18 protein-coding genes and 1 pseudogene are annotated in these 16,121 nt (G+C 72.5%); 13 read left to right on the forward strand and 6 right to left on the reverse strand.

Going from position 1 to position 16,121, the window contains the following annotated elements; all coding sequences use genetic code 11:
- The first annotated feature begins 11 nt into the window (after window positions 1-11).
- The 4 genes from ACZ4NT_RS05345 to rfbD are packed head-to-tail and all read left to right on the forward strand — an operon-like array spanning window position 12 to window position 3,947.
- Window positions 12-989 (forward strand): UDP-glucuronic acid decarboxylase family protein, encoded by a 978-nt coding sequence (locus ACZ4NT_RS05345; RefSeq protein ID WP_121408217.1) that lies wholly within the window; start codon window positions 12-14, stop codon window positions 987-989.
- A complete protein-coding gene (locus ACZ4NT_RS05350; protein WP_121408216.1) occupies window positions 986-2,053 on the forward strand; it encodes a glucose-1-phosphate thymidylyltransferase in 1,068 nt (355 codons plus the stop codon). Before ACZ4NT_RS05345 ends, ACZ4NT_RS05350 begins: the two co-directional genes overlap by 4 nt.
- Window positions 2,050-3,045 (forward strand): dTDP-glucose 4,6-dehydratase, encoded by a 996-nt coding sequence (gene rfbB, locus ACZ4NT_RS05355; protein ID WP_467723617.1) that lies wholly within the window; start codon window positions 2,050-2,052, stop codon window positions 3,043-3,045. The genes ACZ4NT_RS05350 and rfbB overlap by 4 nt, the downstream gene beginning before the upstream one ends.
- Window positions 3,042-3,947 (forward strand): dTDP-4-dehydrorhamnose reductase, encoded by a 906-nt coding sequence (gene rfbD, locus ACZ4NT_RS05360; RefSeq protein ID WP_121408214.1) that lies wholly within the window; start codon window positions 3,042-3,044, stop codon window positions 3,945-3,947. Before rfbB ends, rfbD begins: the two co-directional genes overlap by 4 nt.
- Here the strand turns inward: rfbD and ACZ4NT_RS05365 are convergent.
- The 3 genes and pseudogenes from ACZ4NT_RS05365 to ACZ4NT_RS05375 all read right to left on the reverse strand — a co-directional run.
- Window positions 3,926-4,498 (reverse strand): annotated as a pseudogene (locus ACZ4NT_RS05365) (dTDP-4-dehydrorhamnose 3,5-epimerase family protein); the annotation flags it as partial. The gene rfbD and the pseudogene ACZ4NT_RS05365 overlap by 22 nt on opposite strands.
- A gap of 67 nt (window positions 4,499-4,565) precedes the next feature.
- A complete protein-coding gene (gene galE, locus ACZ4NT_RS05370) occupies window positions 4,566-5,621 on the reverse strand; it encodes a UDP-glucose 4-epimerase GalE (protein WP_121408213.1) in 1,056 nt (351 codons plus the stop codon).
- 272 nt (window positions 5,622-5,893) lie between these two features.
- Window positions 5,894-6,640, reverse strand: a complete 747-nt coding sequence (locus ACZ4NT_RS05375; RefSeq protein WP_121408212.1) for an MBL fold metallo-hydrolase — start codon at window positions 6,638-6,640, stop codon at window positions 5,894-5,896.
- 184 nt (window positions 6,641-6,824) lie between these two features.
- Between ACZ4NT_RS05375 and ACZ4NT_RS05380 the strand changes: the two genes are divergently transcribed.
- The 6 genes from ACZ4NT_RS05380 to ACZ4NT_RS05405 are packed head-to-tail and all read left to right on the forward strand — an operon-like array spanning window position 6,825 to window position 10,246.
- Window positions 6,825-7,385: a quercetin 2,3-dioxygenase gene (locus ACZ4NT_RS05380; protein ID WP_467723620.1), complete on the forward strand. Its 561-nt coding sequence runs from the start codon at window positions 6,825-6,827 to the stop codon at window positions 7,383-7,385.
- Window positions 7,386-7,390: 5 nt separating this feature from the next.
- Window positions 7,391-7,537: a DUF1427 family protein gene (locus tag ACZ4NT_RS05385; protein ID WP_121408680.1), complete on the forward strand. Its 147-nt coding sequence runs from the start codon at window positions 7,391-7,393 to the stop codon at window positions 7,535-7,537.
- The gene (locus tag ACZ4NT_RS05390; RefSeq protein ID WP_467723622.1) at window positions 7,534-7,842 is read left to right on the forward strand and encodes a DUF1427 family protein; all 309 of its coding nucleotides are present in this window, start codon (window positions 7,534-7,536) and stop codon (window positions 7,840-7,842) included. The genes ACZ4NT_RS05385 and ACZ4NT_RS05390 overlap by 4 nt, the downstream gene beginning before the upstream one ends.
- On the forward strand, window positions 7,839-8,810 hold the full coding sequence (locus tag ACZ4NT_RS05395; RefSeq protein ID WP_467723623.1) for an amidohydrolase family protein: 972 nt from the start codon (window positions 7,839-7,841) through the stop codon (window positions 8,808-8,810). Before ACZ4NT_RS05390 ends, ACZ4NT_RS05395 begins: the two co-directional genes overlap by 4 nt.
- A 16-nt stretch (window positions 8,811-8,826) precedes the next feature.
- Window positions 8,827-9,744, forward strand: coding sequence for an alpha/beta hydrolase fold domain-containing protein (locus tag ACZ4NT_RS05400; RefSeq protein WP_467723625.1), 918 nt, complete (start codon window positions 8,827-8,829; stop codon window positions 9,742-9,744).
- A gap of 58 nt (window positions 9,745-9,802) precedes the next feature.
- Window positions 9,803-10,246: a MarR family winged helix-turn-helix transcriptional regulator gene (locus ACZ4NT_RS05405; protein ID WP_467723627.1), complete on the forward strand. Its 444-nt coding sequence runs from the start codon at window positions 9,803-9,805 to the stop codon at window positions 10,244-10,246.
- A gap of 276 nt (window positions 10,247-10,522) precedes the next feature.
- Here ACZ4NT_RS05405 and ACZ4NT_RS05410 read toward each other — a convergent pair whose 3' ends face one another.
- A complete protein-coding gene (locus ACZ4NT_RS05410; RefSeq protein WP_121408206.1) occupies window positions 10,523-11,203 on the reverse strand; it encodes a response regulator transcription factor in 681 nt (226 codons plus the stop codon).
- A gap of 384 nt (window positions 11,204-11,587) precedes the next feature.
- Between ACZ4NT_RS05410 and ACZ4NT_RS05415 the strand changes: the two genes are divergently transcribed.
- The gene (locus tag ACZ4NT_RS05415) at window positions 11,588-12,382 is read left to right on the forward strand and encodes a GNAT family N-acetyltransferase (RefSeq protein ID WP_121408205.1); all 795 of its coding nucleotides are present in this window, start codon (window positions 11,588-11,590) and stop codon (window positions 12,380-12,382) included.
- 118 nt (window positions 12,383-12,500) lie between these two features.
- Here ACZ4NT_RS05415 and ACZ4NT_RS05420 read toward each other — a convergent pair whose 3' ends face one another.
- Window positions 12,501-13,259 (reverse strand): TetR/AcrR family transcriptional regulator, encoded by a 759-nt coding sequence (locus ACZ4NT_RS05420; RefSeq protein ID WP_467723629.1) that lies wholly within the window; start codon window positions 13,257-13,259, stop codon window positions 12,501-12,503.
- A gap of 170 nt (window positions 13,260-13,429) precedes the next feature.
- On the opposite strand from ACZ4NT_RS05420, the gene ACZ4NT_RS05425 reads away from it, so the two are divergent.
- Window positions 13,430-14,371, forward strand: a complete 942-nt coding sequence (locus ACZ4NT_RS05425; protein WP_467723631.1) for an NAD-dependent epimerase/dehydratase family protein — start codon at window positions 13,430-13,432, stop codon at window positions 14,369-14,371.
- Between the two features lie 59 nt (window positions 14,372-14,430).
- A complete protein-coding gene (locus ACZ4NT_RS05430) occupies window positions 14,431-15,345 on the forward strand; it encodes an NAD-dependent epimerase/dehydratase family protein (protein ID WP_467723633.1) in 915 nt (304 codons plus the stop codon).
- 68 nt (window positions 15,346-15,413) lie between these two features.
- On the opposite strand, the gene ACZ4NT_RS05435 is transcribed toward ACZ4NT_RS05430, so the two are convergent.
- Entirely contained in the window at window positions 15,414-15,854 is a 441-nt protein-coding gene (locus tag ACZ4NT_RS05435; protein ID WP_467723635.1) for an SPW repeat protein, read from the reverse strand.
- Window positions 15,855-16,121: the final 267 nt, after the last annotated feature.

Consider the following 16,121-nt stretch of genomic DNA (forward strand, 5'->3'; position numbering starts at 1 on the left):
AGGAGAAGCGCATGCGTGTCGTGGTGTCCGGCGGAGGCGGCTTTCTGGGATCGCACCTGTGCGAAGCCCTGCTGGCCCGGGGGGACGGCGTCTGCTGCCTGGACGACTTCTCCTCGGGAGAACCGGCCAACATCGCCCACCTCATCGGCGAGCCCGGCTTCACGTTCGAGCGCTGCGACGTCACCGAACCCTTCAGCGTCCCGGGGGACGTCGACGCCGTCGCGCATCTCGCCAGCCCCGCCTCCCCCTTCGACTACCAGCGGCGCCCGCTCGAAACGCTCGCCGCGGGCAGCCGGGGCACGGAGAACATGCTGCGGCTGGCACTCCGGCACGGAGCACGCTTCGTGCTGGCCTCGACCAGCGAGGTCTACGGCGATCCCACGGTGCACCCGCAGCCCGAGGAGTACTGGGGGAACGTCAATCCCATCGGGCCGCGCAGCGTCTACGACGAGGCCAAGCGCTACGCCGAGGCCGTCTCCATGGCGTACCGGCGCAGCCGCGGTGCCGACGTGGGAATCGTCCGCATCTTCAACACCTACGGCCCCCGCATGCGGGGGCACGACGGCCGGGTCGTCTCCAGCTTCATCAGACAGGCCCTGGAGGGACACGCGCTCACCGTCTTCGGGGACGGTGAGCAGACACGGAGCTACTGCTACGTCGACGACATGGTCCGCGGACTGACGGCGATGATCGGCACGCACCTGCCGGGCCCGTTCAACCTCGGCAACCCGAGCGAGCGGTCGGTACGCGAACTGGCGGAACTGGTGCTGCTGATCACCGGCTCGGACAGCGAACTGCGCTTCCTTCCCCTGCCCGTCGACGATCCCGTCCGCCGGCGTCCCGTCATCACCCGTGCGCGGGACGCACTCGACTGGCAGCCACGGGTGCCGCTGGACGAAGGCCTGCGCCACACCGTCGAGTGGTTCGTGTCGCAGGCGCAACCCCTGGTACCACCATCCGAGCGACCCGCAGTGGGGCGGCCATCATGAAAGCACTTGTTCTCTGCGGCGGCGCGGGCACGCGGCTCCGCCCGATCACCCACACCTCGGCCAAACAACTGGTGCCGGTCGCCAACAAACCGGTCCTGTTCTACGGACTGGAGGCCATCGCGGCCGCCGGTGTCACGGAGACCGGAATCGTCGTCGGTGACACCGCACCGGAGATCCGCGAGGCCGTCGGCGACGGCTCCCGGTTCGGCCTGGACGTGACCTACCTGCCGCAGGAGGCCCCTCTCGGCCTCGCCCATGCGGTACTGATCGCCCGGGACTACCTGGGCGACGACGACTTCGTGATGTACCTCGGCGACAACTTCATCGTCGGAGGCATCTCGGGCGTGGTCGACGACTTCCGCCGCGACCGGCCCGACGCCGCGATCCTGCTCACGCACGTGCCCGAGCCGACCGCCTTCGGCATCGCCGAACTCGACGCGGCAGGCCGGGTGGTCGGCCTGGAGGAGAAGCCCCAGGAGCCCAGGAGCGATCTCGCACTGGTGGGCGTCTATCTCTTCACCCCGGTCGTCCACGAGGCGGTCCGCGCCATCCGGCCCTCCCGGCGCGGCGAGCTGGAGATCACCGACGCCCTGCAGTGGCTGCTCGACCGCGGGCTCGACGTGCGCTCCACGACGATCTCCGGCTACTGGAAGGACACCGGGAACGTCACCGACATGCTGGAGGTCAACCGGTCGGTCCTGGAAACACTGGAACCCTGCGTCGAGGGAAGCGTGGACGAGGCGAGCGAGATCATCGGCCGGGTCAGGATCGAGGACGGTGCCAAGGTGTTCGCCAGCCGGGTGGTCGGTCCGGCCGTCATCGGTGCCGGCACGGTGATCGCCGACTCCTACATCGGGCCCTTCACGTCCATCGCCGAGGACTGCCGGGTCGAGGCGAGCGAGATCGAGTACTCGATCGTGCTCCGGCGGGCCTCCATCGTCGGGATGCGCAGGATCGAGGTGTCGCTGATCGGCCACAACGTCGAGGTGACCCCCGCTCCCCGCACGCCCTCCGTACACCGGCTGGTGCTCGGTGACCACAGCAAGGTGCAGATCCCATCATGACCACGACGCGCATCCTGGTGACCGGGGGAGCCGGGTTCATCGGCTCCCACTACGTCCGCACGCTCCTGGGCCCGGACGGGCCCCCGGACGTGGCCGTCACCGTGCTGGACAAACTCACCTACGCGGGCAACCCCGCCAACCTGGACGAGGTCCGCCACGCCGCGGGCTTCGACTTCGTGCAGGGCGACATCTGCGACGCGGAGCTCGTCGGGAAACTCGTCTCCGAACACGACCAGGTGGTGCACTTCGCGGCGGAGTCCCATGTCGACAGGTCCATCCTGGGCGCCGACGCCTTCATCCGTACGAACGTGCTCGGGACCCAGATCCTGCTGGACGCCGCACTGCGCCACGGCCTGGGGACCTTCGTCCACGTCTCCACCGACGAGGTCTACGGATCCATCGCCGAGGGGTCCTGGCCGGAGACCGACCCGCTGCGCCCCAACTCGCCCTACGCCGCCTCGAAGGCCGCGGCCGACCTGGTCGTGCTGGCCGGGCACCGCACCCACGGCCTGGACGTGCGGGTCACGCGCTGCTCGAACAACTACGGGCACCACCAGTTCCCCGAGAAGGTCATCCCGCTCTTCGTCACCCGCCTGCTGGACGGGGGGCGCGTGCCGCTCTACGGCGACGGGACGAACGTGCGGGACTGGATCCACATCGACGACCACGTACGGGGCATCGAACTCGTCCGGACCGGCGGCCTCCCGGGCGAGGTCTACAACATCGGCGGGGGGAACGAGCTGTCCAACCGCGAACTGACCGGACTGCTGCTGAGCGAGTGCGGCGCCGACTGGAGCGCGGTGACGTACGTCGAGGACCGCAAGGGCCACGACCGCCGCTACTCGGTCGACTTCACGAAGATCGGCGCGGAACTCGGCTATGCGCCCCGCAAGGAACTGATCGCGGGGCTGGCGGAGACCGTCGACTGGTACCGCACACACCGCTCCTGGTGGGAGCCGCTGCGGCAGCCGCTGCAGGAGGCGGCGGCATGAGCGAGGTGTGGCTGGTCACCGGAGCCGACGGCATGCTGGGCCGGGAACTCGTCGCGCGGTCGCCGGCCCGCGGCATCGACGTCCTCGCCGCGGGCCGCGGCCGACTGGACATCACCGACGCCGAAGCCGTGCGCGCGGTCCTGGACCGGTACGGTCCGGCCGTCGTGGTCAACTGCGCCGCCTGGACGGACGTGGACGCGGCGGAGTCGCACGAGGCGCAGGCCCTCGCCGTGAACGGCCACGGCCCCGCCCGGCTCGCCGAGGCATGCCGAAGCCGCGGCACGACCCTGCTGCACCTGTCCACGGACTACGTGTTCGCCGGTGACGCCGGCCGCCCCTACGCCGAGACGGACACCCCGGCCCCGCGTACCGCCTACGGGCGGACCAAGCTCGCCGGCGAGCGGGCCGTTCTGACGACACTCCCCGAAACGGGTCACGTGGTCCGCACGGCATGGCTGTACGGGGCGGGCGGGCGCAACTTCGTCCGGACGGTGAGGGGACTGGAGGCGGTCCGGGACGCCATCGACGTCGTCGACGACCAGCGGGGGCAGCCCACCTGGACCGCGGACGTCGCCGACAGGCTGATCCTGCTGGGGAGATCGGCACGGGCGGGCACCGCGCCGCCCGGCATCTTCCACGCCACCGCCTCGGGTGAGGCCAGCTGGTACGACCTGGCATGCGAGGTCTTCCGGCTGCTGGGCGCCGAACCGTCGCGGGTACGGCGCACGACCAGTGCCGCCCGACCCCGCCCCGCGCCCCGTCCGGCCTGCAGCGTTCTCGGTCACGGCCGCTGGCCGGAGGCCGGGATGGCGCCGCTGCGCCACTGGCGCAACGCCCTGGAGGAGGCGTTTCCCGCGTTGTCGGCCGCCGAGGAGGGCCGTCGGGCGCGGCAGGCCTCGTAACTGGGCAGCAGTCCGCTGCGGGCCGCCTCGTCCAGTGTGGGAGCGGCCGCGTCCTTGTCGGACAGCACCGGCATCCGCCCGTCGGGCCAGTCGATGCCGAGTGTGCCGTCCAGCGGATGGATTCCGTGCTCGCGCCCCGGTGCGTAGGGCTCGGAACAGAGGTAGACGACGGTGCTCTCGGCGCTGAGGGCCATGAAGGCGTGACCGAGTCCCTCGGCGAGGAACACACAGCGACGGCCCACCTCGTCCAGCGGTACCGCCTCCCACTCCCCGAAGGTGGGCGAGCCGGTCCGGATGTCGGCCACCACGTCGAGGACCGCGCCTCGGACACAGGTGACGTACTTGGCCTGGCCGGGCGGCACGTCGGCGAAGTGGACACCGCGGACCACTCCCCGCCGGGACACCGAGCAGTTGGCCTGCGCGAGGCGGAGGTCCTGACCGACGGCCGACCGGAAGGAGTCGCCGTCGAACCACTCCAGAAAGGCGCCCCGGTGGTCCGCGAAGACCTCGGGCTCGTGCACCCAGGCCCCTTCGATGTGCAGCGGCCTCATGTCGATCACGTCCTTCGCCGCGAGTCGGGCTCGCTGATGCCGCAAGGACTCCGTCCTCGGTGCGGCACTAGACCTTTCCGTTCGGCCGCCGGCGGGAGCCGGCGTACCCCTGCGGGTTGAGTTGCTGGAAGTGCCAGGCGTCCCGGCACATGTCGGCGAGGTTCCGGGTCGGGCGCCAGCCCCAGGCCCGGGTCACCGCGCCGCTGTCCGCGACGAGTTCCGCCACGTCTCCAGGACGGCGCCCCACGACGTCGTAGGGAATGGGCCGGCCGCTCGTCCTGGCGAACTCGGTGACCACGTCGAGGACCGAACTTCCCTTGCCCAGGCCCAGGTTGAACACCTGCATGCCTGTCGTGCCGGAGAGACGGTCCAGCGCGACGCGATGGGCCTCCACGGTGTCCATGACGTGGAGGTAGTCGCGGACGGCGGTCCCGTCGGGCGTGGGGTAGTCCCCGCCGAACACGCGGAGGCGCTCCCGCCGTCCCACGGCCACCTGCGCCACGTACGGCATGAGGTTCTCCGGTGTGCCGTGGGGGTCCTCGCCGAGCAGGCCGCTCGGATGGGCTCCGGTGGGGTTGAAGTACCGCAGGCACAGCACGGTGTACTCGGGACAACGGCGGCAGACATCGGCGAGGAGCTGCTCACAGAACCACTTGGAGGCCGCGTAGGGATTCGTGGGCCGTGCGGGAGCATCCTCGTCCAGGGGGGCGCGTCCGGCGTCGCCGTACACGGAGCAGGAGGAGGAGAACACCAGCTGATGGACGCCGTGCGCCCGCATGACGGACAACAGCGCCGTGGTTCCTCCGACGTTGGTGTCGTAGTAGTCGATGGGCATGCGCGTCGACTCGCCCACGGCCTTGTGCGCGGCAAAGTGCACGACGGCGTCCACGGAGTGTCGGTCGAAGACGGCCGAGAGAGCGCGTCGATCGCGGATGTCCAGTTCGTAGATGGTGCCGACGAAGCGCCCGGCAATCCTTTCCACGCGGGCGAACACCTGGGGAGTGCTGTTCGAGTAGTCGTCCACGACGATCAGTTCGTAGCCGTGGTCGAGCAGTTCCACGCAGGCGTGGCTCCCGATGAAGCCGGCGCCTCCGGTGACGAGAACCGTTGACGGGGCGCTCACCGGCCTCGCCTCCTCGGGTACCGGCGCCGTCCGCCGGCGGGGCGGCAGGCCGCTCGCCCGGCCCTGTGGTCCGAGTGCCGCGCGCCTGTGCGCCGCACTCGTCTCGTCGGGTGCGCCGGGCGTGCGGTCGGCCTGTTGCGCGCCATCGGATGACGCCTCCGCCTCGGGCTGTGGGTTCCCTGTACATTGACGCTATATATTTACAGCGTATATGTCCATTTTTGCTCCGCTCGGACCCTGCGTCAAGGCGAGGCGCGCGCCTCCGGGAGGGGCTAGCCCAGTTCGCGTGCGTGCTCCACCGCCGCCCGCACCGGTCCGCGATGGACCGGCCCGTGTCCGGGCAGCAGCACGTCCGCCGCGAGGTCTTCGATGCGGCCCAGTGCCGCGAGGCTCTGCTCGCGCTCGGTGTCGAACATCGCCGGCAGCAGCTGGGGTCCGCTGACGCGGGACGTGGGGTGCCCGCTGACCAGGGCGTCGCCGGAGATCACGACACCCGCGTCGGGGAGGTGGAAGACGCAGTGGCCCGCCGTGTGGCCGGGCGTGTGGACCGGGACGGGGCGTCCGGGCAGGTCGAGCGCTCCCGCGTGGGGGAAGGGCTCCGGCTGCGTCATACGGACATCCGCCTTGCCGCCCGACCGCAGGGCGCGCACCGCCCAGGGCAGCACCCCCGGCCGCCAGGCCTGCCGCGCGATCTGTCCCACGGACACCTGGTGCAGGAACTCGCGGCGCGCGTGCGGCACTTCGGCCTCGTGCAGATGGACCGGGACGCCGAAGGCGCGGTTCAGGTACTCGGCCGAGCCGAGGTGGTCGTTGTGCGCGTGCGTGATGAGTACGGCGGTCAGCGCCTCCGGCGCGTGGCCCAGGACCCGCAGTGAGGCGAGGACGGCCGCCCGGTCGCCCGGGTATCCGGTGTCGACCAGGGTGACGGCGTCGCCGTCCGACAGGACGACCCAGTTCGTGTCACTGCCGTGCACCAGGTGGACTCCGGTTGCCACCTGGACGATCGCGTCCTCGCGCATGACTCTCCCGCGGCTCAGGGCCTCGCCCCGCCGGGCCCGGCCGTGTCGGGGCGAAGGTATCGCGGACGGCGGGCGGGCCGTGTGCCGCCCCCGCGGCGACAGACCGCTCCGTGCGCGGAGCGGGACACCGGAGGTAATGTCAGGTAGCCTGACATGCACTCGGAGAGAGGCCGGAGGTTCCACCGTGACCATCGAGTACGCCACCCCGTACCGGACCCGCTCGCTCATCCCGCCGGAGCCGGGCACGCCGTACTTCATCGAGAAGGGAATGGGGGACCGGGCGCACCTGTTCGGCGACCTCGTCACGATCTACGCGGGCGGGGAGCAGACCGAGAACACCTTCAACTTCTTCACCTGCGAGGGACCGAAGGGCGACATCATCCCGGCCCATTCCCACGCCGACACCCACGAGGTCTTCTACGTCACGCACGGCGCGGTGCGCCTGTTCGTCGAGGACCTGGAGGGGGAGCAGTACGAGAAGCTGCTCACCTCCGGGGACTTCGGCTTCGTACCGAAGAACTGCCCGCACGCCTACCGCATGGAGCGGCACCACACGCAGATCGTCGGAGTCGCGGCGGGACCGGGCGGCACCTTCGAGCGGTTCTTCGAGCGCCTGGGCACCCCGACGGAGGAACTCACCCTGCCCGCAAGGCCGTTCGTGCCCGAGCCGGCGAAGTTCGCGACCGTGCCCGAGGAGAACGACGTGCGCTTCCTGCCCGCCCACAAGTGGCGCACCGGAAGCTGACCGCCGTGCCCTACCTCAAGGCGCTCCTCGCGGGCGTCCTCGTGGGCGTGCTCTACGGGGTGGTGCGGGTCAAGTCGCCCGCGCCCCCTCCGGCAGCCCTGTTCGGACTGCTGGGCATGCTCCTCGGCCAGGCGATCCTGGAGGCGCTGTGAGTGCCCCGGCCGACTCCGGAACGGATCGCACCGCCTCGTTCCCGCGCGCCGCCGCTCTGTCCTTCGCCGCGGGCCTGCTGATGGGAGCCGTCTACTGGGCGCTGGACCTCGCCTCGCCCGCGCCGCCCCTCCTCGGCCTGACCGGCCTGGCCGGCATCGTCGCCGGGGAGCGCGCCGCCTCCGCGGACCGCTCCCGCCGGACCCGCCGCCGCGCATCCGGCGGCGCCGCGGCCCCGCCGGTTCCCGCATCTTTCTCCTCCGCACCCCCATCACCCTCTGCACCGGACGAGGACACGCCCTCATGAGCGCACCAGCCGCCGCGCCCGGACTCATCGACGTCCACGCGCACTTCGTGACCGACTCCTACATCCGTCGGGCCCGGGCCGCCGGACACGAACGGCCCGACGGGGTGCCGGCCTGGCCCCTCTGGTCGGCCGAGACGCACCTGGAACTGATGGACCGCTGCGGCATCGACACCGCGGTGCTCTCCGTATCCTCGCCCGGCGTCTTCTTCGGCGACCCGGTGGCCGCCCGCGACCTGGCCCGGGAGGTCAACGAGGACGGCGCCCGGATCGTCCGCGAACACCCCGGCCGCTTCGGTCTGTTCGCCTCGCTGCCCCTGCCCGACGTCGACGGCGCCCTCGCGGAGATCGCGTACGCCTTCGACACGCTCGGAGCGGACGGCGTCGTCCTGGAGACCAACACCCACGGCGTCTATCTGGGCGACCGGCGTCTCGAACCGGTCTTCGCCGAACTCGACCGGCGCGGAGCCGTCGTCCTCGTGCATCCGACCTCGCCGGTCTGCTGGGAGCAATCCGCCCTCGGCCGCCCGCGCCCCATGGTCGAGTTCGTCTTCGACACCGCGCGCACCCTCACCGACCTGCTCTTCGCCGGCACGCTGGAACGCTTCCGGGACCTGAAGGTCGTCGTGCCGCACTGCGGTGGCGCCCTGCCCGTGCTGGCCGACCGCATCAACGGCTTCATGAAGCTGTTCATGCCCCAGGACGGCGGCGCCCCGGACGCCGTCGCCCAACTGCGCAGGCTCCACTACGACCTGGCGGGACCGGCGTTCCCCCGTCAGGTGCCCGCGCTGCTGGGTCTTGCCGACCCCGAGCGGCTCCTCTACGGCAGCGACTACTGCTGGACCCCGGCCGCCGCCGCCCGGGCGCACGCCGCGTCCTTCGACACCGAGCCCGCCCCCGTGGACGGCGCCACCTGGCGGTCCTTGACCACGGCCAACGCCCGCACCCTGCTCCCGCGCCTCGCCCGCTGACCGACCGGAGACCCCCATGGCCGCACCAGGACAGCACTTCCCGTTCGAACTGCTCGCACCGCCCGACCCGGCCCGGCTGCCGCTGCCGCCCGCCGCGCACCCCGCGACCGGAGTACGGCTGCTGCGCGGTGCCGTCTACGCCGTACCCGAGGGCATCCGGCCACTGGAGCTGGACCTCTGGCTCCCCGAGGAGGCCCGGGGGCCGGTCCCGGTGGTCGTCTTCGTCCACGGCGGTGCCTGGCGCACCGGCCTGCGCGACGACCTCGGTCCCCGTTTCCGGGACTGGACCCCCGGCCCGTTCGCCCGGCTGGCCCGCGCCGGATACGCCGTCGTCTGCCCCGACTACCGGCTGAGCGGTGAAGCCGTGCATCCGGCACAGGTCGACGACCTCTCCGCCGCCCTGCGCTGGCTGCACCTCCGGTCGGGTGAACTCGGCCTGGACACCGAACGCACCGTCCTGTGGGGCGAGTCCGCCGGCGGCCACCTCGCCGCCCTCACCGCCCTCACCGGCGGCGGGCCGGGCACCGCCACGGTGCGCGGCTGCGCGGTCTGGTACGCCCCCGCCGACCTCGTCCGGATCGCCGACGACCACCCCGCGGGCCGCTACGACGCATCCGACCCCACCACGTTCGAAGCCCTGCTGACCGGTGCCGCACTCGCGGACGACCCCGCCCGGGCCCGTGCCGCGAGTCCCGTCGCACAGGTGACGGCGGACGCGCCGCCGTTCCTCGTCCTGCACGGCACCGAGGACGGCATCGTCCCCTGCGCCCAGAGCGAGCGCCTCGTCGGGGCGCTGCGGGAAGCGGGCGTGCCCGTCGACTCCCGGCCGGTCGCGGGCGGCGACCATCTGTGGGTCGGCCTGTCGGAGGAGGCCGTGGCGCAGTGTTTCGGCACGACGCTCGACTTCGTCGCGCGGCACACGGAGCACACCTGATCCGCACCCTCGGGCCGCCCGTGGATAATTTCCCTGTCCACCGACCCCCCGAGGAGCCATGAGCCACCGCGCGGCCAACCTTCCCCAATTGCTCAGCGAAGCCAAGCGCTGGTTCGACGACGCCCTGATGGCAAGCATGGAGAGCGCGGGGGAGGAACCGGTGAGCACCGCGCAGGCCTCCGTCTTCGCGATGCTCGACGCCGAGGGGACGACGGTCTCCGAACTCGCCCGCCGGATCGGCGTCACCCGCCAGACCGTCCATCAGGCCGTCCACGGGCTGATCGCCCTGGGCCTCCTCCAGCAGGTCCCCGACCCGGACTCGGCCCGCAGGCGCCTGATCCGCACCACCACCGAGGGGCAACGGGTCCACGAGCGGGCGCAGGCGGCCATCGGCGTCATCGAGTCCGTCCTCGCCGACCGCATCGGCAGCACCGGCGCGCAGGCGCTCCGGCAGGCCCTGACCGCCGACTGGGGAACGCCCCCGCTCGTCCCGGCACCCTGAGAAAGGCCGCGGACCGCCGCAGCCGTGAACCCGCCCCACTCCCCGGGCGTTTCCTGCACCCCGGATCGCCGAGCGGTGACCGGGCGCCCCGTCCGGCGCCGACCGCCAGGGGTTGCTGCACTGCGCGCGGGGGCGGTCTCTCCGCTGCGGGGCCTGCGCCGCGCCCCGCGCGGCGGGATCGGCCGCTGTCGGACCGAGGGCCCGGGCGCCGTCCGCGCCCGGGCCCTTCACCTCTGCCGCGGACGGACCGTTCCCGGCCGTGCCGCCACGGGAGCGTCAGTACGCGGGCGGCGCCGGCTGGACGATGCCCGACTGATAGGCCATGACGACCAGTTGGGCCCGGTCGCGGGCCCTCAGCTTGGTCATGGCGCCCTCCACGTGCGTGCGCACGGCGGCCGGGCTGACGAGGAGCTGTTCGGCGATCTCGGGGTTGGCCAGGCCCTCGGCCGCCAGCGCCATCACCTCCCGCTCGGCGTCGGTGAGCGCGACGAGCGCCTCGGGGGACGCGAGAGGGCTTCCGGGCGTCGGCTCGGCGAGGTAGCGCGTGATGAGGGCGCGGGTGGCGAGCGGCGAGAGCAGGGCCTCGCCCCCGGCGACCGTCCGCAGGGCACCGAGCAGCGCGTCGGCACCGACGTCCTTGCCGAGGAAGCCGCTGGCACCCGCCCGCAGGGCCTGGGCGACGTACTCGTCGATCTCCAGGGTGGTGAGGATGAGTACCCGCGTCGTCACCAGCTCGGGGTCGGCGCAGATCGTGGTGGTGGCGGTCAGGCCGTCGGTGCCGGGCATGCGGATGTCCATGAGGACGACATCGGGGTGGTGGGCGCGCGCCAGGTCGACCGCCTCCCTGCCGTTGGTGGCCTCCGCGACCACGTCCATGTCGGGGCAGGACTCGATCAGGATGCGGAAGGTGGCCCGCATGAGGGACTGGTCGTCGGCGAGCAGGACACGGATGGTCATCGGGTTCGCTCTTCTTCCGGTTCCGAGGGGTGCGGGTGCAGCGGGGTCGGTCTGGTGGTGACTCGTCGTCGGGGCCGGAGGGGTGAGCGGATGCGCCGCCGCGCGGGGGTGGCGCGCGTCGGCGGTACGCGGGTGGGTGGTCGTGTGCCGCTCCGGTGGCCGTCGGGTTCCCCGGTCGGGGACTGAGTCCATGGTGGACGAAACCGGTCCGATCGGCCGCCGGGGAGGAGTCGTGTCGGCTGATGTCGGGGCGTCGGGGGCGAGCGCCCGGGCGCGTGGGGGGCGTGCACCGGCGGTGCCGCAGGCGGCCGGAATCGCGGCCGCGGACAAGGTGCCCGACGTAATCCCATTGCAGTGATCCTCGGCGGGTGCTGGAGTGAGCCCATGGATCACGTGGGGGTACTGGCCCTGTTCGACCGGGACATGCGGGAGGGCGCGCGGCCCGACGGCCCCGGAGCCCGGGTGGAGCGCGTCGGCAAGGTGGTGCGTCAGGTCGGTGCCGACCAGGGCTGGAACGGAGTGATCTGGTCGGATCTCGACGAGGCGGGCGCCGACGCCGCGATAGCGGGACAGATCCGGTACTTCACCGGACTCGGGCGGGAGTTCGAGTGGAAGCTGTACGGCCATGACAGGCCGGACGACCTCGGACAGCGCCTGCGGGCGGCCGGGTTCGCCGCCGAGCCGGAGGAGACGCTCATGGTCGCGGAGCTGGGCGACCTGGCCCTCGACGCCGAACCGCCGGACGGCGTGCGGCTGCTGCCCGTCACCGACAGTGCCGGGGTCGACCTCGTGGCCGACGTCCACCGGCAGGCCTTCGGCACGGACAGCTCACGGCTGCGCCACCAGTTGCTCGCCCAGCTCACCGGCGACGCCGACAACGTCGTCGCCGTGGTGGCCCTCGCCGGTGACCTGCCGGTCAGCGCCGCCCGCATGGAACTCGTCCCCGGGGCCAGGTTCGCGGGCCTGTGGGGCGGCGGCACCGTCGAGGGCTGGCGCGGCCGGGGCATCTACCGGGCCCTCGTCGCCCACCGGGCCCGGGTCGCCGCCGACCGCGGCTACCGCTACGTCCAGGTCGACGCCTCCAGCCAGAGCCGTCCGATCCTGGCCCGCCTGGGCTTCGTACCCCTGACCACGACGACGCCGTACGTGTACGCGCCCGACGGCAGCGCCTCGGTGTAGGGCGCCGTCCCGCCCATCTCCCGCTCTTCCCGGTGACGACGGGCCGCCGGTCGCCGTGACCGCCGCTTCCTGCCGACCGCGGCGAGCCCCCCGGTCGCCATGGCCCCTCGCGCGGACCTCAGGCGAGCCCGAACGCGTCCGCGAGGGAGGCCATCTGGGCGGTGAGCAGCGTGCCGCCGTCGTGGCCCATGCCCTCGAACTGGCCGGACACCTCCAGGCCGACGGCCCCGTGCAGGTGGGACCACGCGAGGACGGCGCCGGCGAGCGCGATCCCGGCGGCCTCCGCGTCGACCGGCACGGGGGAGTCCCGGGCGCCGGAGTCCTCGGGGGCATCGGCCGGCGTGTGGCGGCCGACCCAGGCGGCCACGGTGTCGTCCCGGCGCACCCACGCGGCCATCTGGGCGGCCAGGGGGCGGGTTGCCGGACCCGGCCGTGCTCCCAGGAAGGCGCGGAGGAAGGGGCCGAGCACCGCGCGGGCGCTGTCCAGCGTGTCCGGCGGGGCGCTGTAGCCGGGGACCGGAGTGCCCTGGATCAACAGATAGCGGTGCGGCTGCCCCACCGCCCACTCCCGGCACGCGCCCGCCAGCGCCAGGACCCGCGCCCGTGCCGGCGTGCCGGGCGGCAGCGAGTGGGCGGCCGCCGTCACGGCCGCCGCCAGATCGCCGTAGGCGTCCCGGATCAGGTCCGTCAGCAGCGCGTCACGGCTGTCGAAGTACCGGTACAGGGCCGGCCCCGACAGGCCCACCTCCTTGGCGATGCGCGTCAGGGCCACCGCGGCGGTGCCGCCCTCGGCGAGCCGGCGGAGCGCGATCTCCTTGATCTCCGCGCGCGTCTGCTCGCGGTACCGGGCCCTCGGGCCCTGCGGACTGCCGGCCACGTACGGCTCCTTTCTCGTGCTCGCTACACACCCTAACGATCGCGGAAACCACCCCATCTTGATACTGGCCATCGCAAGCGTTACGGTGTCTAACAGAAGCGAGGGGCAGTCACTAATTGTGGCTCGTCCGCCTCGTCTGCAGACCAGGCACCCAACGAGAGGGGACAGCCATGTCCACCGCCCTGCACGCCGTACTGGGATCCGGCCCTGCCGGAACCGCGCTCGCCCGGGAACTCGTCCGCCGCGGTCACGCCGTCCGGCTCGTCGACCGCAAAGGCACCGGCCCTGCCCTCGACGGAGTCGAGCGATTCGCCGCGGACGTCAGTACGGAACAGGGGGCCGCTGTCGCCACGGCCGGAGCCGAGGTCGTCCACCACTGCGTGAACGTCGCCTATCACCTGCAGGTGGAGGTCATGCCCCGCGTCCAGGACGCCGTCCTCGGTGCGGTGCAGGCCACCGGTGCGCGTCTGGTGGTGCTCGACACCCTCTACCCGTACGGCGAGACCGGGGGAGCGGTGATGACCGAGGACTCCCCGTGGAACGCCACCAGCCGCAAGGGCCGGATGCGTGCGGAGCTGGACGCCGCATATCTCGCCGCCCACCGCGAAGGCCGCGCCCGTGTGGTTCTCGGGCGGTCGGCGGACTTCGTCGGCCCCGGCGTACTCGGCTCCTCCCTCGGCGGCGCCGTGTTCCCCGCCGCGCTGACCGGCGGGGAAGTCGTCGGACTCGGTGACATCGACCTGCCGCACAGCTACACCTACATCGGGGACGTCGCCACGGGCCTCGCCACCCTCGGCGAGCACCCCGAGGCCGACGGCCGGGTGTGGCACCTTCCCACGGCGCCCGCGCTCACCACCCGAGCGGTGCACACGCTGATCGAACAGCGCCTCGGCCGGCCGGTGCACGCGCTGGTGCTCAAGGAGGCGGCACCCTGCGGGCCCTTCGACGAGCAGTTCATGTCCGAGTACGCCGAGATGTTCTACCAGCACACCGAACCGCAGATCGTGGACTCGTCCGCCTTCGAGCAGGCCTTCGGCATACGCCCGACACCGCTCGCCGACGCCGTGGACGCGACCCTCGCCTGGTACCGGGAGTGGCTGGCGCAGCAGTGACCGGGAGGGGCTCCGCCCCCCGATGTCACATCCGTACCGGCCCGGTCCGTCGTATCGGTATGACGACGAACCAGAGCATCCTTCTCGCGGGGGCGAGCGGCGTCTTCGGCGCGCATGTCACCCGCGCACTGACAGCGGCGGGCCACACGGTCACGGGTCTGGGCCGGGGCCCGGCCAACGGCGTCCGGGCCGACCTCACGAACCGCGACGAGCTGCTGCGCGCCGTCGACGGCCGGCACTTCGACACGGTCGTCCACGCCGCCACCGCCCTGCGGCGCCCGCCCCTGCGGCACCGTGACATGCGCGCCACCGACGTCCTGCGCACCGACGGCACCGCCCACCTGGTGGAGGCCGCCGGGATCACCGGCGCCCGCCGGTTCGTGGTGGAGTCCATGGTCTTCGGCTACGGATACGGCGACCACGGCACCCACCTGCTGACCGAGGACGGCGACGCCTTCGGGCCGCCCGGCGCCACCCCCGCGCTGGAGAGGCACCTCGCCGCCATGCGCATCAAGGAGCGGCTGGCCTTCGAGGCGGCCGGACTGGAGTCGGTCTCGCTGCGCTTCGGCCTCTTCTACGGTCCGGGCGGCACCGACGCCCTCCTGCCCATGCTGCGCAGGCGGCAGCTGCCCGTCACCGCCGACGGCGGACGCGTCCTGCCGTGGGTCGAGCTCGGTGACGCCGCGGCAGCCGTCGCCGCCGCCGTCGAACGCGGCCGCGCGGGTCAGGCGTACAACATCGCGGACCGCACGCCGATGGGTTTCGGCGCCCACGTCCGTGCCGTGGCGGAGGAGTTCGGCCTGCCGAAGCCGATGACCGTACCGCTGTGGCTGCTCGGTCCGCTGTCCTACGCCCGCGCCATCGCGGCGTCGTCCCTGCGCGTGTCCACCGCGAAGGCGGAACGGGAACTGGGCTGGAGCCCCGTGTTCGCCGCCCCGCGCGACGGTCTGGCCGCACTGGCCGGCCGGCCCTGACCCCGACGCCTCACAGGCGTCCGGTACGGGATTTGCGTACGCCCACCGGCTGCGGTGCCGAGGTCGGGCTACACCCGCGGCGTGCTCCTCGTGGCGGTGAAGATGCACACCATCCCCAGCACCACGGCCAGCGCTCCGATGATGATGCTGTTGAGGACCACGCCGGTGTCCGGGCTCGATCCGACGATCCACGGCGAGATGATCATCCAGGTGCCCAGTGCGCACAGGGCTCCGCTCAGGCCGTACATCCTCTCGGGCGAGTTGGTGAAGCCGAGGGCCAGGACGCCGATCGCGATGCCCATGATCAGGTTGTGCACCACGAGCGGGGGCTGGCTCGTCGTGTAGTGGAGTATCCACGGGGATGCGGCGCAGTACAGACCCAGCAGGAACACCGGTCCGTCCACGAGCGCCACATCGCGGCCGCCGAGCATGCGGGCGTAGCGGGCCCGCATCTCCGGGGCGTCGGGGTGGCTGGTGATGTCACCTCTGGTGTGCGAGACGTGGGCCATGACTCGTCTCCTTCGCTCCGTGCGGGCCGACCGCGTCCTGTGTGTGCGATAAGCGCCGCATAAAGGCCATTCTGCTCTTATTTCACCTTTATGTGTAGGGGCGAAGTGCCATGCGGCACGGCGGAGATGTCCCCGGTGAACGGGGTGCGGCGGGTCGGCCGGCGCGCGTGCACAGGCGCGGGGGGGGGGGGGGGGGGGGGGGGGGGGGGGGGGGGGGGAGGAGGGGGGGGGGAGGAGGGGGGGAGGAGGGGGGGGGGGGGGGGGGGG

This window comes from Streptomyces sp. NPDC026417 (assembly GCF_055567695.1).

Excerpts from the sequence above, each read along its gene's own strand:
- ACZ4NT_RS05425 (WP_467723631.1), top strand. The coding sequence starts at position 13,430 with ATGTCCACCGCCCTGCACGCCGTACTGGGATCCGGCCCTGCCGGAACC.
- ACZ4NT_RS05350 (WP_121408216.1), top strand. The coding sequence starts at position 986 with ATGAAAGCACTTGTTCTCTGCGGCGGCGCGGGCACGCGGCTCCGCCCG.
- ACZ4NT_RS05410 (WP_121408206.1), bottom strand. The coding sequence starts at position 11,203 with ATGACCATCCGTGTCCTGCTCGCCGACGACCAGTCCCTCATGCGGGCC.
- ACZ4NT_RS05415 (WP_121408205.1), top strand. The coding sequence starts at position 11,588 with ATGGATCACGTGGGGGTACTGGCCCTGTTCGACCGGGACATGCGGGAG.
- ACZ4NT_RS05400 (WP_467723625.1), top strand. The coding sequence starts at position 8,827 with ATGGCCGCACCAGGACAGCACTTCCCGTTCGAACTGCTCGCACCGCCC.
- ACZ4NT_RS05405 (WP_467723627.1), top strand. The coding sequence starts at position 9,803 with ATGAGCCACCGCGCGGCCAACCTTCCCCAATTGCTCAGCGAAGCCAAG.
- ACZ4NT_RS05430 (WP_467723633.1), top strand. The coding sequence starts at position 14,431 with ATGACGACGAACCAGAGCATCCTTCTCGCGGGGGCGAGCGGCGTCTTC.
- rfbB (WP_467723617.1), top strand. The coding sequence starts at position 2,050 with ATGACCACGACGCGCATCCTGGTGACCGGGGGAGCCGGGTTCATCGGC.
- ACZ4NT_RS05345 (WP_121408217.1), top strand. The coding sequence starts at position 12 with ATGCGTGTCGTGGTGTCCGGCGGAGGCGGCTTTCTGGGATCGCACCTG.
- ACZ4NT_RS05395 (WP_467723623.1), top strand. The coding sequence starts at position 7,839 with ATGAGCGCACCAGCCGCCGCGCCCGGACTCATCGACGTCCACGCGCAC.
- rfbD (WP_121408214.1), top strand. The coding sequence starts at position 3,042 with ATGAGCGAGGTGTGGCTGGTCACCGGAGCCGACGGCATGCTGGGCCGG.
- ACZ4NT_RS05375 (WP_121408212.1), bottom strand. The coding sequence starts at position 6,640 with ATGCGCGAGGACGCGATCGTCCAGGTGGCAACCGGAGTCCACCTGGTG.
- ACZ4NT_RS05435 (WP_467723635.1), bottom strand. The coding sequence starts at position 15,854 with ATGGCCCACGTCTCGCACACCAGAGGTGACATCACCAGCCACCCCGAC.